Origin of the sequence: Actinomadura sp. DC4, from assembly GCF_030406325.1 — a bacterium.
Taxonomy (GTDB): Bacteria; Actinomycetota; Actinomycetes; order Streptosporangiales; family Streptosporangiaceae; genus Actinoallomurus.
This window is the reverse complement of the sequence record NZ_JAUEQY010000013.1, coordinates 163,269-177,397: the sequence shown is the minus strand read 5'-3', so window position 1 is coordinate 177,397 and position 14,129 is coordinate 163,269. Positions and strand designations below refer to the sequence as shown.

The window sequence follows — 14,129 nt, the reverse complement described above, 5'->3', positions numbered from 1 at the left end:
CGGGACGCCCGGCTCGACCGTGAGCCTCACCGAGGGCGCGTGGGCGTGCTCCGCCGCGTTCCGCAGGGCCGCTGTCCGGTCCGGCGGACCACGTCCATGACGGTCCCGTCCTCGACCGGCCACCGCCCGCCGGGCGGCGGAGCGATCCGCGGCGGACCCGGGGCGCTCCAGTGCGCGACCACGGTCGCGACGTCGTCGCGGTCGTACCGGGCGATCACCGCGCATCCGGCGCCGAGCGCGCGGCCCATCTCGGCCGCGCTCACGTCCCACACCGCGGCGGGCGCGCTGTCGCGGGCGACGAGCGTCGCGACCCGCCGGAGCGCGTCGCCGCGCGGCCGCGTCTCCGGCGTGGGCGTCCGCGCCCCGGCCTCGCGCCGTACGTATCCGATGAGCAGGAAGACCAGCAGCAGTGACCCCGAGGCGCCCGCCGCCGTGGCGAGCGTCCGGCGCAGGGCGGGCAGGGCGGGCAGGGCGGGCAGGGCGGGCAGGGCGGGCAGGGCGGGCAGGGCGTCCCGCTCGTGCGCGAGCACCAGCCGGTGCTGGACGTCGGCGAAGCGGTCGAACGCGTGCCGCATCTCCCCGATCCGGCGGGTCCCCTCCTGCCGGGTCACCTCCGCCTGGGCGGCGGAGCGGTCGCGCCGGGCCGTCCGCAGGAGCGGCTCCGCGTGCTCGTGGAGGTACGACGTCGCCGAGCGTACGATCGCGCGGGCCCGCCGTCCCTGCTCGGGTCGTTCTCCGCGGCGAGCCGCTGGAGCCGCACCGCCTCGGTGAAGAACGCCGCCCGTGCGGTGCGCCAGAGGCCGAGGGCGCGGTCGTCGCCGGTGGCGACGTAGCCGAGCTCGCCGCGGTCGAGGTCGACCACGAGCCGTTCGAGCCGGTTCGCCGCGAGGAGCACCTCGGCGGAGTCGCGGCGGGCCGGCCGCTCGCTCACCGCGAAGGCGACGGCGCAGCCGGCGAGCAACGACAGGAAGCACGCCGCGAGGAGCCGGCACGGCGTACGCCCGAAGGTCCGCATGCGCCGCACCCCAGCTCCCGGCCGACCGGCGGACGGGTTCGCAAGGCCGTGAAGCCGGGCTGTGACGCCCGGATGCCTACCCGGGTTCAGGTGCGGACACCGCACCTGAACCGCATGGACAGGACAAAGTCAGGCGGCGCCGGCCGACCGCGCGCGGGACGAGGCCAGCCCGGGGGGCGCGGCCTCGATCGCACGGTGGATCGCGTCGGCGAGCGCGAGCGCCGCCTCCTCGCTCAGCTCGACCGCCACGCGGGCGGACGGTCCCTGCGCCGGGTCGAGGAAGTCGATGTTGACCGAGTGGTCCTGCTGCATGTGGACGGGGTGGTCGACGTACACGATCGCCTCGCTGAGGCTGATCCAGCCCTTACGCGCCTTGCCGCTGCCGTCGAGCCGGATCTTGTGGGTCTGGTAAGTGCACATGGGTCCCCGCCTCAGAGCGTACGGCCGAAGAAGTCGAAGATCTTCGCCCAGCCGTCCACCGCGGCCTCGGGCCGGTACGCCGGCCGGTCGACGGCGAAGAACGCGTGGCCCGCGCCCTCGTAGGTGTGGAACTCGTGCTCCTTGCCGAGCCGGTCGAGCTCGGCGGAGAGCTTGGCGGTCTCCTCGGGCCCGGGGTAGCCGTCGTCGGCGCCGAACAGACCCAGGAGCGGGCAGGACAGCTGCGGTGCCAGGTTCAGGATCGGCTTCATGGTCGTCGGGCGGCCCTCCGGCGGCTCGTTGACGACGAACGCGCCGTAGCAGTCGACCGCGGCGTCGATCTGGAGCGAGCACGCCGCCAGGAACGTCTGCCGCCCGCCGGAGCAGTGGCCGATCACGCCGATCCTGCCGTTCGCGCCCTCCAGGGCGTTCAGGTAGCGGGCCGCGCCGTCGACGTCGCCGACGAGCCGCTCGTCCGGAACGCCGCCCGCCGCGCGTACGGTCGCCGAGGCGTCGTCGGGGTCGGCCCCGGGCGCCTCGCGGGAGTACAGGTTCGGGCACAGCGCCGCGTAGCCGTGCGCCGCGAACTTGCGCACCATCTCCTTGGTCGCCTCGTCGTAGCCGGGCATGTGGTGGATGACCACGACGCCACCACGCGGGCCGCCGTCCAGAGGCCGGGCGAGGTACGCCTCGATCTCGTCGTCGCCGTGGCCCGTGATCGTGACGGTCTCGGCCCTGAGCGCGTCAGTCATGATTTCTCCTCAGAATGGACATAACGGGTGCCGCGCAGGGCCGAGCCCAGCGCGGCGACCGCCGCCATCACGGCGGCGGCGGTGAACACCAGTACCAGGCCATGATGGAACGGCCCGGAGACGAGCTGGGGGAAGAACGCCTTTCCGGTGAGTGTCTGCCGGTTATGCGGTGGTAGGGAGTTCAACAGCCCGTTGGAGCCGAGCAGGTGGCCGATCGGGTTGTTGCCCAGGAACGCCGCGAACAGCGTGCTGACCGGCGGAAGCTGCGCGACGTGCGCCGCGTCCGCCGGGGGCACCGCCTGGGCCTCCAGGCCGGACGACAGCGTGTGCGGCAGCGAGGAGGCCAGCCCCGCGATCATCAGGGAGAAGAACACCCCGATCGACAGGGCGGTGCCGGAGTTCTGGAAGGTCGCCCGCATCCCGGAGGCCACGCCGCGCTGGTCGGCGGGCACGCTGCTCATGACCGCCGAGGTGTTCGGCGCCGAGAACATCCCCTGCCCGAAGCCGCTGGCGAACAGCAGGCCGGCGAAGAGCGGATAGGAGAAGTCGACCGGCAGGGCGATCAGCCCGATGAACGAGGCGCAGACGATGGTCAGGCCTCCGGTGGAGAACAGGCGGGCGCCGAACCGGTCCGACAGGTAGCCCGAGATCGGGCCGGCCACCAGGAAACCGAAGGTCAGCGGCAGCATGTAGATGCCCGCCCACAGCGGCGTCCGCTCGTAGTCATAGCCGTGCAGCGGCAGCCAGATGCCCTGCAGCCAGATGATCAGCATGAACTGCATGCCGCCCCGGGCGATCGCGGTCAGCAGCGCGGCCAGGTTGCCGGCCGCGAACGCCCGGATCCGGAACAGCCCCATGCGCAGCATCGGCGCGGCCACCCGCGTCTCGATCACGCAGAAGGCCACCAGGAGCAGGACGCCGCCGATGACGCCGCCGAACACCCAGGGGTTCGCCCAGCCCGTCGCGTGCCCCCCGTACGGCTGGATCCCGTACGTGATCGAGGCGAGCAGGGCGATCGCGCCGCCCACGAACGTCACGTTGCCCAGCCAGTCGATCTTGGCCTTACGCGGTGTGCCCACCTCGCGCAGGCTGTGGTAGGACCACACGGTGCCGATGATGCCGATCGGGACGCTCACCCAGAACACCGCGCGCCAGTGCACCTCGGCGAGCAAGCCGCCCGCCAGCAGGCCGAGGAACTGCCCGGCGAGCGCGGTGATCTGGTTGATGCCGAGGGCCATGCCGCGCTGTTCCAGCGGGAAGGCGTCGGTGAGGATGGCCGCGGAGTTGGCGGTCAGCATGGCGCCGCCGACCCCCTGGACCACGCGCCAGCCGATCAGCCACAGCGCTCCCGAGCCGCCGCGGAACGGGACGAGTGACAGCGCCAGCGAGGCCACGCTGAAGATCATGAAGCCGAGGTTGTAGAGCCGGACCCGGCCGAACATGTCGCCGAGCCGCCCCAGCGCCACCACCAGCACGGCGGCGACGAGCAGGTAGCCCAGGATCATCCAGAGCAGGTAGCCGATGTTGGAGGGGGAGAGGGGATCCAGCCCGATGCCGCGGAAGATCGCCGGCATCGAGATGATCACGATGGAACCGTCCAGCGACGCCATGAGCACGCCGAGGGTGGTGTTGGACAGCGCTGTCCACTTGTACCGGTCGCCGTGGGTCACAGGCTGTCCGCGAGCCGGTCGAGCAGGGGGACGGTCTCGATCAGGCGCTGCCGCTCCTCGGGCGTGAACCCCTCGGCCAGCGCCCGGGTCATCCGGCGTGTGCTGGCCGACCGCCGGTCGAGCAGCAGCCGCTGCCCGGCCTCGGTCGCCGACATCGACACGCGCCGCCCGTCGCTGGGGTCGGGCATCCGGTCCACGAGGCCGCGCTGTTCGAGAGCGGCCAGCGTGTTGCCCATCGCCTGCGGGCGTACGCGCTCCTCCGTGGCGAGCGAGCCCGGCGTCGCCGGGCCGTCGCGGTCCAGGCGCGACAGCACCGAGATCTCCGAGAGGGTCAGCTCGCCGGGTTCGTGCGCCTGCCGTAGCCGCCGCACGATTCGCGCGAGCGCCAGGCGGAGGTCGAACGCCGCGGCTTCGATGTCACCGTCGTCCACGGTTAGTAAACTATGACTTATAAGGCTAGATGTACAAATTGCCGCTCAGGAGGCGGTACGCCGCTCCAGCTCCGACAGGCTGCGGATCAGGTCGCCCACCCGCGCGATCCCCATGCAGCGGCCGACCTCGTCGATCACCACGAGGTCGTCGTACACACGGACGGCGTCCTCGCCCGCGGCCCGCAGCGCGGCGATCGCGGGCACCGTACGGGGGACCAGCCGAGGCGGGTCGGCGAGCCGCCGGGCCGGCTTGTGCGCGTGCAGCGCGTGCCCGTACGCTCCGGCGAGCTTGAGCAGGAACCGCGTACGGTCCACCGTGTACTTCGGCCGCTGCGCCGTGTCGACGAGAACGACGCTGGTGGTGTTCGGCTCGGCGTTGAACGCGGAGAACACCTCGTCCGCGGTGGCGCCGTCCGGCATCACGGTGGCGGGCAGCATGAACTCCGTCACCCGCGGCCCGAGCCGGTCGGTCTCACGGGCGCCGAGGCGTACGGTCACGGGCATGCCCGGCCGCCAGCCCGACGGCGTCAGCAGCGGTCCCTGGGCGAGCCGTACGCCGAGCCCGCGCAGCTTGTGGAGCTGGTCGTCGTCGAGGACGCCCGGGGCGAGCACATGGCCGCCGGTGCGGCGGCCCAGCGCCACCAGCGACTCCACCAGCGCGGCGCGCCGGGGGTCGGCCGCCGCGCGCCGGGCCAGCTCCGGGTCCAGCGTGAGCACGGACGGGGCGACCTCGGCGACGAACCGGCTCGGCAGGTCGGCCACGTGCTCGATGCCGATGAGGTAGCCCGCCGCGCGCAGCCGGCTGAGCCGCGCGCCGGCCTCCGCCGGCGTCATGCCGGCGAACAGGCCGCTCACCGACATGATCACGCCGCCGGGGCGGCGCCGGAGACTCGCCAGGGTCTGGTGGAGACGGTCGGTGCTCCGGTCGTCGGCGAGCGTCCGCGCGTGCAGGAAGAGGTGCAGCGGGAGCGGCGTCTCGTGCTGCGTGGTCGCCTGGGCGGCGAGGATCGCCCGGTCGACGTCGGACTCCAGGCCGATGTCGCGGCCCGTGGGCGCGCTCACCGCGACGACGGTGCCGGTGTCGAGGTCGATGATCGGATGGAAGGCGACGCGGGGCGGCGGCGAAACGGTGTCACGGCGTGTGTAGGCGTTCTCCGAACCGCCCGCGTAGGCGGCGAACTCGGTCACGAACCGATTCTGGCTCCCCGACCTGGGCGAATTGTCGCTGTTCGGGGAGTGTTCACTGTCAATTCGGGCGTTCGCCGCCCTGACCCGCTCACCGACGGTCACCGCGCCTGGCGGTCAGTACCAGCTGATGCTGAGGATCGAGACGAGGTAGGTCACACAGGCGATGGCGGCCAGCCCGGCCAGCACCCAGATCTCCGCACCGCGCAGCGCCTGGATGATGAGCGCGGCCACGATCACCGCGACCAGGACGTCGGCGGTCACCGCGGCGGCCCGCTGATGGGCCCCGCCCCGGCCGCCGGTACCGCCGAAGGTCTCCGAGCCCTGCGACTCGTTGCCGCGCGCGCCGAGGAGTATGCCGTAGGCGAGCAGCACGGCCGCCGTCACGACACCGGTCTCGGTCTGCCCGCGGAGCGCCACGGCCGCCCCGACCGCCACACCCGCGGCCACGGCGAAAACGGGCGCGATCCACCGGTGCGCGCGCCGTCGTTCGGGTGCGATCCACATGCAACAAGTCCTCCCACCTGGCCGAAGAAGTCAAACCGGCTCGCGGCGAAATTGAGATCATCGATAAGGGCGCTGCCCCGAGATCGCCGTGCGCGGTGAGGCGCCGCGCGGTCGGACGGCGCGACTTCGGCCAGATCCTTGATCGCCACCCCGCCCGGCGCGGGCGGCCTGGCGCTCGCCCCGGCCGGGAGGATCCGGCGCGCTGACGGGGCAGGGCAGGTATGCGCGTCCCGGAGCCCCTCGCCGGACGCGGGCACGGACGCGGGCACGGGTGTGGACGGGGCGAGGGTGTCGACGGAGCCGAGGGCGAGAGCGACGCGGTGCGGATCCCGGAACCCTGGTGGGACGCGGACGCGGGTGAGATCGGGGCGGCGCGGTGCGGGTTTTGGAGTCCTTGCGGGGCGCGGACGGGAGTGATGCGGTGTGGCCGGGGGGCGGAAGTACCTTCTGCGCGGTCCTCCGTCAGCCGCGAGTACCGGTCGCCGCCTGGATCGGCCACTGTCCCATCTGGCATCAACCCTTCGCCCCACCCACCTGGCATCAACCCCATCCATCTGACAGAGCACTACGGGGCCCGGGGGCTGGTGAAGCCCGGCGCCCGCGCCAGGGACGAGCGGGTGCGGGTGGCGACGCAGGGCGTGAAGGTCAGCCGTACCCGCAGGCTCAGGCCGAGCCCGCGGGGCGCGCGGCGGTAGGCGATGGAGGAGCGGTCGGCGGGGGTGTCGATGCCGTCGAACATCAGCACGGCCGCGAGCCTGGTCGACGACATCCTCGGCTTTCGGCCTCACGTCCCGGATCGGTCGCGTCGGGCGGATCGCTCATCCGCTGCAGGATCGCATCTCCTCGGGCACCCGGATAGGCGATGTTCACCTTCGTCCGGACAGATCCTGCAGCCGGACGGTCTCATCGCGCCGCAGAAGGCCGGCGACGAGATCCGTGGCCCCGTCGCGGCCGAGGCGTTCGGCGATGGCCCGTTTCTCAGGGACGGCGCAGGCCGGTGGTGAGTGGCAGGCGGGAGACCACACCTCGGCGCGGTCCTTGGCGATCGGCGCGTACCGGTCGCCGCCCGGATTGGCCACCGTCCGACCTGGCACCGACCCTTCGCCTCACGTACGTGGCAGCAACCCCTCGCTCCGGTCGTCTGGGAGGGCACTACTAGGGTTCGGGGATGGCGAAGCCGAGGCCCGCGGCCGGGGGAGGGCGCTGGGTCGAGGTCCCACCGGACCGGCTCGGGCGCTGGCTCGATGGCTTCGCCGATCGCCACGAGGGTTTCTCCGCCGTGGCCGGCCCGCGCGTGGTGGTCCTGCGCGGCGGAGACGGGGCGCTCGCCGAGTGTCATGTGCCCTTCCCGCCGCTCGACGGGGACCTGATCGGTCACGTGCTGCGCGACCGCCGGGTCGGCGTGCTCCTCGTCCGGCTCGGCGGCTATGCCTGCGGTGTCTTCGACGGTGACCGTCTCGGCGACTCGAAGGTGGGCGCCCGGCTTGTGCACGGGCGTAGTGCCGCCGGCGGGCAGTCGCAGCAGAGGTTCGCCCGGCGGCGGGACGGGCAGGCGCGCGAGGCGCTGCGCGCCGCCGCCGACACCGCCGCGCGGGTCCTGGCGCCTCAGGCGGCCGGGCTGGCGGCGTTCGTGTGCGGCGGTGACCGGCGCGCGGTCGACGCGCTGCGCGGTGACCGCCACCTCGGCGCGCTCTTCGCCCTGGAGACCGGGCCGTTCCTGACCGTGCCCGACCCCCGGCTGGCCGTGCTCAGGGAGACGCCCCGGACCTTCCGCGCCGTGCGCGTGCGGCTCACCGAGCCGGGATGATCACGGTCAGGGCCCCAGGACCATGAGGCCCGTGCGCCGAATCGGCCGTTGTCAGGAAGGCTCCCAGGGACTTCCGCGCCGTGCGTGCGACTCGGCGAGCCGGGATGATCACGAGCAGGGCCACCACCGTGACGCTTGTGCGCGGCGAATCGGCCGTGGTCAGGGAGACGTCCCGGAGGTTCCGCGTCGTGCGCGTGCGGCTCCTCGCGCCAGGATGAGCACGAGCAGGGCCAGCACGACGACGCCGAGCGCGGTGAACCACAGGAACGCCGGTACGCCCAGGAACCGTACGAGACCGTCGTCCACCGTCTCCACCTCCCGGTACGGGGTGTCGGCGGTCGAGTCGAGCCGCAGGTCGCCGGTGAACGCCGACGGCGGGATGCCCTGGCGCACCAGCTCGGTCAAGAACGCCCCTCCGCCGAGCATCGTGCGCAGCGTGGGTGAGGCGACGTTCGACGGTGCCACGCGGCCGGCGAACGTCGTCGCCATCCCGTACCCGGACAGCCCGGACACCTGCACCCGATGCGGCGCGAGCACGTACAGATGCACCGACTGCGGCGTCTTGGCCAGCCGGGACAGCCGGATCGGATAGATCGCCGCGCGTGACGGGAACGCGATGCGCAGGGGGTCGAGCTGACCGGTGAGCCGCCCCTGCGAGGGGGCGAGCTTGATCGCGGTGTAGGTCCACCGCTGCGCGACGTACGGCTTCAGCGCCTCCGCCAGCCGGCCGGGCATGCGGTAGCCGTGTGCGCTCAGCCACGTGGCCAGCGCGCGTGAGTCGCCGGCGGACAGGGTGGTCACCTCGAACGGGCCGAGCCGCTGCCGGGCCAGCACGCCGACCCCGCCCCCAGGGGGCGCCGCCGTCGCGCCGGAGGAGGAACGCCCGTCCAGGCGCGGCAGCCAGTGCCGGTGCCGTACGACGGTGGGCTCGGTGAGGCGGTCGAGCTGGTCGAACCACGTGCGCTCCCCGAGCGTGACCTGGGCGCGGGCGGGCGTCGGCATCAGCCACGCGGCGTCCCGCGCCTGCGAGCGCACCGACAGCCGCATGACGATCTCCTCCTGGCGGCCGTCGTAGCGGACGATCGAGGTCTCCTCGGCCACGTTGACGCCGGAGTCGGTCCTGGTGATCAGGGCGCCGCAGGCGCAGGCCCACGAGGGACTCACGAGGGTGAGCGAGGCCGGCGTCATCGCCGCCACGACGACGAGCCGGGCCAGATGTCTGTCACGCATGCCCGGTCAGACGCGAGACCGCGCCCCGGTGGTTGCGGGACGCGGATCACGGTTGGGACTCGGCTCAGGGCGCCTCGGGCAGCCGCATCACGGCGAGCGCGGCGCCGAAGGGGTCGGCGACGATAGCGAACCGGCCGTACGGGGAGTCCTGTGCCTCGCGTACGACGCTGCCGCCCGCCGCGGTCGCACGCGCCACCGCCCCGTCGGCGTCGTCCACCGCGAAGTAGACCGTCCAGCGCGCGGCCTCGCCCGGCACGCCCCAGATCCCGGCGGCGCCGTCCTCGCCGACCTTGATCGTCGCGTAGTCGAAGCCGGGGACGCCCATGTCCTCCACCGGGCGTTCGAGGACCGTCGCGTAGAAGGCGCGCGAGGCGGCGCTGTCGGGCGTGGTCAGCTCCGTCCAGCACAGGGAGTCGGGCTCGCCGACGATGTGCGCGCCGGTGTGCGCCTGCCCCTGCCAGAGCCCGAACTGCGCGCCGGACGGGTCCTTGGCCAGCGCCATCCGGCCCTGCCCCATGATGTCCATCGGCGGCATGACGACGGTGCCGCCGTTGTCGCCGATCAACTTGACCGTGGCGTCCGGGTCGTCGGTGGCGAAGTAGACGTTCCACCAGTAGGTCGCGATGTCGGGGTCCCGGTTGGGGGACAGGGCCGCGACCGGGGAGCCGTCGACGAGGCACATGGAGTAGCCGCCGGTCTCGGCCGGCCCTTCGTTGATCTCCCAGCCGAACAGCGCCGTGTAGAAGTCGATCGCCTGGCGCAGGTCCGGGACGCCGATGTCGACCCAGCAGGGGCTGCCGCTCGGATGGTTGGTCGTCAGCTTGGTCATGTCTCGTCCTACCACGCGGGTCCGACGGAAACGGGTCAGTCCGGTTCGCCGAGCGCCTTCCTCAGCTCCTCGCCGCGGGCCTCCATCGCCTCGGCGAACGCCTCCTGCTCCTCGGCCGCGGTGATCAGCTCGGCCGCGTCGGTCGGCTCGATCCAGCGTTCGCCCACCTGCAGGCGGAGCTGCCGGGCGGTCGCCCGCATCTCCTCGGTGTCGGACTCCACCCGTTCGAGCTCCTGGCGCAGAGCCGTACGATTCCGGTCGCCTTCCATACGATCCCCCTCCTACCCGCGTTCCCCGGATGCGCGCCCCTACACGTCAGGTACGCCCTCGGGGGAGGACCGAGACCGGGCAGGGCGCCGCGCGCACCACCTTGAACGCCGTCTCGCCGAGGAACACCCGGTGGACCGGCGCGTCCTCACTGCTCGCGCAGATCAGCAGGTCGCCCTCCACCCAGTCGAGGTCCTCGACGGCGGCGGCCACGTCATCGCCCTCGCCGATGGCGGCCTCGACCTCGCCGGCGGCCAGGCCGGTGGACTCTCCGGCCAGCCGCAGCGCCAGGGCCAGGTCGTCGCGCAGCGGGTCCGGGTCCGCGCCGTCGACCGCCAGGGTGGCCAGCCGGAGCGGTACGCCCAGGCGCGCCGCGGTGCCGGCCGCGGAGACCACCGCCTCGTCGCACTGCGGACGGCGTACGTAGGCCACGGTGAACCGCCGGGGGCCGCCGGACGGGGTGAAGCCGGCGGGCGTCAGCAGCACCGCCTGTGTCGCGGCGTGCAGGAGGTGGTCCGCGGTGCCGCCGAGGTTGACGCGGCCGTGCGCGCCGCCGGCCGGCGAGCCGATCACGATCAGGTCGGCGCCGGAGCGGCTCGCCAGGACCGACAGGCCGCGGCTGGCGCTGCGGCTCTCGTGGGCGACGAGGTCGGCCGGGAACCCCGCGAGCAGGTCGGCCGCGTGGTCGAGGGCGGCCTGCGCCTCGACCACCGACGCGGCGCGCTCCGGTGAGTGGACCGCGGCCACGGTCAGCCGCGCCCCGGTCACCTCCGCGATCGTCCGCGCGAGCGCCAGCGCCTCACGGCCGCCGGCGTCGTCGACGTATCCCGCCAGGACGTGCTCCCGGATCACCACCGGAGCATTCCCCCGCAAGAGCCGCCGACGCAAGCCCCGGGACCGCGGACCAGGAGACGGCTGTCCACTGTCGGTCACCCCGGCCCGCCTCAGGGCGGGCCCCGGGCATCGGTCGTGATCACGGACGGGCTTCCCGTAGACTGGTCGCATGCTTGCGAGCTGATCAGGCGCTCCGAGGGCGCGCCCAGGGCCACGAAATCGTCGACAGGGCCAGGGCGGCGCCCTTTTCGACGTCCGCAGTCGCCCAGCCCGCCCCCCAGGAGCGTTCTCACGTGATCACTGCCAGAGGCATCGAACTCCGAGCCGGCTCCCGCCTGCTCCTCGACGGTGCGTCCTTCCGCGTCAACCCCGGTGACCGGGTCGGCCTCGTCGGCCGCAACGGCGCCGGCAAGACCACTCTCACCCGCGTCCTCGCGGGCGAGGGCATGCCCGCGGCCGGTGAGGTCACCCGGTCCGGCACGGTCGGCTACCTGCCGCAGGACCCGCGTACGGGCGACCCGGAGATCCTCGCCCGCGACCGCATCCTGTCCGCGCGCGGCCTCGACGAGGTGATGAGCGGGATGCGTGAGGCCGAGGAGGCCATGGCGACCAAGAAGGGCGCCGAGCGCGACAAGGCCGTACGCCGCTACGGCCGCCTGGAGGACCGCCTGCACGTCCTCGGCGGCTACGCGGCAGACGCCGAGGCCGCCTCGATCGCCTCCAGCCTCAACCTGCCCGACCGCGTGCTCGGGCAGCCGCTGCGCACGCTGTCCGGCGGCCAGCGCCGCCGCGTCGAGCTCGCCCGCATCCTGTTCTCCGGCGCCGACACGCTGCTGCTCGACGAGCCCACCAACCACCTGGACGCCGACTCGATCACCTGGCTGCGCGACTTCCTGAAGACCCACCAGGGCGGCCTGATCGTGATCAGCCACGACGTGGGCCTGCTCGAGGTCGTGGTGAACAAGGTCTTCCACCTCGACGCCAACCGTTGTGTGATCGACCTGTACAACGTGGGCTGGAAGAAGTACCTCGGCCAGCGCGAGACCGACGAGCGCCGCCGCAAGCGCGAGCGGGCCAACGCCGAGCGCCAGGCGAGCACCCTGCAGACCCAGGCCGACAAGATGCGCGCCAAGGCCACCAAGGCCAAGGCCGCCCAGCAGATGGAGCGCCGGGCGCAGCGTCTGCTCTCGGGCGTGGAAGACGAGCGGCAGGCCGACAAAGTCGCCAGGATTCGCTTTCCCGCACCAGCTCCCTGTGGCAAAACGCCGCTCATGGCGCGAGCTTTGTCGAAATCGTACGGTTCGTTGGAAGTCTTCACGGATGTCGATCTGGCGGTCGACCGGGGCAGCCGCGTGGTCATCCTTGGCCTGAACGGCGCGGGCAAAACGACGCTTCTGCGCCTGCTCGCGGGCGTCGAGAAGGCCGACACCGGCGAGCGCGTCGACGGGCACGGTCTGCGCCTCGGTTACTACGCCCAGGAGCACGAGACGCTCGACGTCGGACGCTCGGTCCTGGAGAACATGCGGTCGGCCGCCCCGGACCTGCCCGAGGTCGAGGTGCGCAAGATCCTCGGGTCGTTCCTGTTCTCCGGCGACGACGTCGAAAAGCCCGCAGGCGTGCTCTCCGGCGGGGAGAAGACCCGGCTCGCGCTCGCGACGCTGGTGGTCTCCAGCGCCAACGTCCTGTTGCTCGACGAGCCCACCAACAACCTCGATCCGGCGAGCCGCGACGAGATCCTGGCGGCCCTCCGAACCTATGCCGGAGCGATCGTTCTTGTGACGCACGATGAAGGTGCGGTCGAGGCGCTTCAACCGGAAAGAGTGATCTTGCTTCCCGATGGTGTGGAAGACATTTGGAGTGACGAATTTTCCGATCTCGTGGCACTTGCCTGACCTGCGACGCAAGCTCTGGGCAAGGAAGCAGATCTTTTCTGGCGTAGTGGGTAGCCGATCGCGCTCGAATGTCTGATCATGGCGGGGGATAACGCAGCGGTCACCACATCACTACGGGAGGTACTCGTGGCCGAGACCCTAAAGAAGGGCACCCGCGTGACCGGTGCCGAGCGAGACAAGTTGGCGGAGCAGTTGAAGAAACGCTACGACTCCGGTGAGAGCATCCGCGCCCTGGCTGCCGCCACCGGTCGGTCGTACGGCTTCATCCACCGCATCCTCACCGAGTCCGGCGTGAACCTGCGCGGACGAGGCGGAGCGACTCGCGGAAAGAAGTCCTGAGAAGCCGTCGTGTGGCCCTTGTGGCTTCACAGCTGCCTCTGACGCCTGCTCCCCTCTGCTCCGTGCGCCGTACCGTCTGACGCTCGTCGTGCCCGACCCGGTAAGGTCGGGCACGGCGGCGGGAACCATGCCGCCGACGCGGTCTTGGGAGGACGGTCATGGCGGACGGCTCTATCACCGATGCCGAATTCGAGCAGGCAGGCCTGCGCCTCGCCGTGGACGGGCCCGTGGCCACGATCACGCTGGCCCGCCCGGAGCGGCGCAACGCGCTGACGTTCAGCACGTGGCGCACACTGGCCCGGATCGGAGACACGCTTCCCGGCGACGTCAGGGTGGTCGTCGTCCGGGGCGAGGGCCCGGCGTTCTCGGCAGGCATCGACCTGCGGCTGTTCACCGCGGAGGGCGTCCCTGGGGAGGACGCCCTCGGCCCGCGCGACGAGGATTTCATCCACGGCCTGCAGGCCGGCTACCTCTGGCTGCGCCGCCCCGAGATCGTCTCGATCGCCGCCGTGCAGGGTCACGCCATCGGCGGCGGTTTCCAGCTCGCCCTCGCCTGTGACCTGCGCGTCGCCGCCGACGACGTGAAGTTCGCGATGAAGGAGCCGGCGCTCGGCATCGTGCCGGACCTCAGCGGCACCAAGCCGCTCGTCGACATCGTCGGCGTGCCCCGCGCGCTGGAGCTGTGCCTGACCGCCCGTACGGTCCATGCCGAGGAGGCCGCCCGCCTTGGCCTGGCCGAGCTCGTGGTGCCCGCCGCCGAACTCGGCAAGGCGGTCGACGATCTCGTGGCGGCGATCCTGGCCGTACGCCCGTCGACGGCGGTGGCCGTGAAACGCCTGCTGCGGGAGGCCCCCGGCAACACCCTGGAGCAACAGGCCGCCGCCGAACGCCGCGAGCAGGTGGTCCTGCTCAGGGAGCTCTCCGAGCCCTCCTAGGGCGGGTGCGCCGGGCCAC

General features: G+C 72.5%; 18 protein-coding genes. 4 read left to right on the top strand and 14 right to left on the bottom strand.

The window, feature by feature from the left end; genetic code table 11:
• Nucleotides 1–26: 26 nt before the first annotated feature.
• From QWU11_RS22475 to QWU11_RS22430, 10 genes are all read right to left on the bottom strand, one after another.
• Complete coding sequence (locus tag QWU11_RS22475; RefSeq protein ID WP_290116210.1) at nucleotides 27–611, bottom strand: hypothetical protein; 585 nt, start codon at nucleotides 609–611, stop codon at nucleotides 27–29.
• Nucleotides 608–1,015 (bottom strand): CHASE3 domain-containing protein, encoded by a 408-nt coding sequence (locus QWU11_RS22470; protein ID WP_290116208.1) that lies wholly within the window; start codon nucleotides 1,013–1,015, stop codon nucleotides 608–610. Before QWU11_RS22470 ends, QWU11_RS22475 begins: the two co-directional genes overlap by 4 nt.
• Nucleotides 1,016–1,144: 129 nt before the next feature.
• A complete protein-coding gene (locus QWU11_RS22465; RefSeq protein ID WP_290116204.1) occupies nucleotides 1,145–1,435 on the bottom strand; it encodes a DUF6295 family protein in 291 nt (96 codons plus the stop codon).
• A gap of 11 nt (nucleotides 1,436–1,446) precedes the next feature.
• Nucleotides 1,447–2,184 (bottom strand): dienelactone hydrolase family protein, encoded by a 738-nt coding sequence (locus tag QWU11_RS22460; RefSeq protein WP_290116203.1) that lies wholly within the window; start codon nucleotides 2,182–2,184, stop codon nucleotides 1,447–1,449.
• Nucleotides 2,181–3,854, bottom strand: a complete 1,674-nt coding sequence (locus QWU11_RS22455) for an MFS transporter (RefSeq protein ID WP_290116200.1) — start codon at nucleotides 3,852–3,854, stop codon at nucleotides 2,181–2,183. The genes QWU11_RS22460 and QWU11_RS22455 overlap by 4 nt, the downstream gene beginning before the upstream one ends.
• Entirely contained in the window at nucleotides 3,851–4,285 is a 435-nt protein-coding gene (locus QWU11_RS22450) for a MarR family transcriptional regulator (RefSeq protein WP_290116193.1), read from the bottom strand. The genes QWU11_RS22455 and QWU11_RS22450 overlap by 4 nt, the downstream gene beginning before the upstream one ends.
• A 45-nt stretch (nucleotides 4,286–4,330) precedes the next feature.
• A complete protein-coding gene (locus QWU11_RS22445) occupies nucleotides 4,331–5,473 on the bottom strand; it encodes an EAL domain-containing protein (protein WP_290116191.1) in 1,143 nt (380 codons plus the stop codon).
• A gap of 114 nt (nucleotides 5,474–5,587) precedes the next feature.
• The gene (locus tag QWU11_RS22440; protein ID WP_290116190.1) at nucleotides 5,588–5,977 is read right to left on the bottom strand and encodes an ABC transporter permease; all 390 of its coding nucleotides are present in this window, start codon (nucleotides 5,975–5,977) and stop codon (nucleotides 5,588–5,590) included.
• A 565-nt stretch (nucleotides 5,978–6,542) separates the two neighbouring features.
• Complete coding sequence (locus QWU11_RS22435; RefSeq protein ID WP_290116188.1) at nucleotides 6,543–6,746, bottom strand: hypothetical protein; 204 nt, start codon at nucleotides 6,744–6,746, stop codon at nucleotides 6,543–6,545.
• Between the two features lie 97 nt (nucleotides 6,747–6,843).
• Nucleotides 6,844–7,071: a hypothetical protein gene (locus tag QWU11_RS22430; protein ID WP_290116186.1), complete on the bottom strand. Its 228-nt coding sequence runs from the start codon at nucleotides 7,069–7,071 to the stop codon at nucleotides 6,844–6,846.
• Between the two features lie 74 nt (nucleotides 7,072–7,145).
• On the opposite strand from QWU11_RS22430, the gene QWU11_RS22425 reads away from it, so the two are divergent.
• Complete coding sequence (locus tag QWU11_RS22425) at nucleotides 7,146–7,784, top strand: acVLRF1 family peptidyl-tRNA hydrolase (RefSeq protein ID WP_290116185.1); 639 nt, start codon at nucleotides 7,146–7,148, stop codon at nucleotides 7,782–7,784.
• A 159-nt stretch (nucleotides 7,785–7,943) separates the two neighbouring features.
• Here QWU11_RS22425 and QWU11_RS22420 read toward each other — a convergent pair whose 3' ends face one another.
• The 4 genes from QWU11_RS22420 to QWU11_RS22405 all read right to left on the bottom strand — a co-directional run bounded on the left by QWU11_RS22420 (nucleotide 7,944) and on the right by QWU11_RS22405 (nucleotide 10,962).
• Nucleotides 7,944–9,014 (bottom strand): DUF2330 domain-containing protein, encoded by a 1,071-nt coding sequence (locus QWU11_RS22420; protein WP_290116183.1) that lies wholly within the window; start codon nucleotides 9,012–9,014, stop codon nucleotides 7,944–7,946.
• A 64-nt stretch (nucleotides 9,015–9,078) separates the two neighbouring features.
• A complete protein-coding gene (locus tag QWU11_RS22415; protein WP_290116181.1) occupies nucleotides 9,079–9,843 on the bottom strand; it encodes a VOC family protein in 765 nt (254 codons plus the stop codon).
• A 35-nt stretch (nucleotides 9,844–9,878) separates the two neighbouring features.
• Nucleotides 9,879–10,112, bottom strand: coding sequence for a hypothetical protein (locus tag QWU11_RS22410; RefSeq protein ID WP_290116180.1), 234 nt, complete (start codon nucleotides 10,110–10,112; stop codon nucleotides 9,879–9,881).
• Between the two features lie 46 nt (nucleotides 10,113–10,158).
• Nucleotides 10,159–10,962, bottom strand: coding sequence for a universal stress protein (locus QWU11_RS22405; RefSeq protein WP_290116179.1), 804 nt, complete (start codon nucleotides 10,960–10,962; stop codon nucleotides 10,159–10,161).
• A 275-nt stretch (nucleotides 10,963–11,237) separates the two neighbouring features.
• On the opposite strand from QWU11_RS22405, the gene QWU11_RS22400 reads away from it, so the two are divergent.
• From QWU11_RS22400 to QWU11_RS22390, 3 genes are all read left to right on the top strand, one after another.
• Nucleotides 11,238–12,836, top strand: coding sequence for an ABC-F family ATP-binding cassette domain-containing protein (locus QWU11_RS22400; RefSeq protein WP_290116178.1), 1,599 nt, complete (start codon nucleotides 11,238–11,240; stop codon nucleotides 12,834–12,836).
• Nucleotides 12,837–12,962: 126 nt separating this feature from the next.
• Complete coding sequence (locus QWU11_RS22395) at nucleotides 12,963–13,175, top strand: helix-turn-helix domain-containing protein (RefSeq protein ID WP_141961196.1); 213 nt, start codon at nucleotides 12,963–12,965, stop codon at nucleotides 13,173–13,175.
• Nucleotides 13,176–13,333: 158 nt separating this feature from the next.
• On the top strand, nucleotides 13,334–14,110 hold the full coding sequence (locus QWU11_RS22390) for an enoyl-CoA hydratase/isomerase family protein (RefSeq protein WP_290116177.1): 777 nt from the start codon (nucleotides 13,334–13,336) through the stop codon (nucleotides 14,108–14,110).
• The last annotated feature ends 19 nt before the right edge of the window (nucleotides 14,111–14,129 follow it).

Coding starts and splice junctions, on each gene's coding strand:
- QWU11_RS22470 (WP_290116208.1), bottom strand. CDS start 1,015: ATGCGGACCTTCGGGCGTACGCCGTGCCGGCTCCTCGCGGCGTGCTTC.
- QWU11_RS22465 (WP_290116204.1), bottom strand. CDS start 1,435: ATGTGCACTTACCAGACCCACAAGATCCGGCTCGACGGCAGCGGCAAG.
- QWU11_RS22460 (WP_290116203.1), bottom strand. CDS start 2,184: ATGACTGACGCGCTCAGGGCCGAGACCGTCACGATCACGGGCCACGGC.
- QWU11_RS22440 (WP_290116190.1), bottom strand. CDS start 5,977: ATGTGGATCGCACCCGAACGACGGCGCGCGCACCGGTGGATCGCGCCC.
- QWU11_RS22435 (WP_290116188.1), bottom strand. CDS start 6,746: ATGTCGTCGACCAGGCTCGCGGCCGTGCTGATGTTCGACGGCATCGAC.
- QWU11_RS22425 (WP_290116185.1), top strand. CDS start 7,146: ATGGCGAAGCCGAGGCCCGCGGCCGGGGGAGGGCGCTGGGTCGAGGTC.
- QWU11_RS22420 (WP_290116183.1), bottom strand. CDS start 9,014: ATGCGTGACAGACATCTGGCCCGGCTCGTCGTCGTGGCGGCGATGACG.
- QWU11_RS22415 (WP_290116181.1), bottom strand. CDS start 9,843: ATGACCAAGCTGACGACCAACCATCCGAGCGGCAGCCCCTGCTGGGTC.
- QWU11_RS22410 (WP_290116180.1), bottom strand. CDS start 10,112: ATGGAAGGCGACCGGAATCGTACGGCTCTGCGCCAGGAGCTCGAACGG.
- QWU11_RS22390 (WP_290116177.1), top strand. CDS start 13,334: ATGGCGGACGGCTCTATCACCGATGCCGAATTCGAGCAGGCAGGCCTG.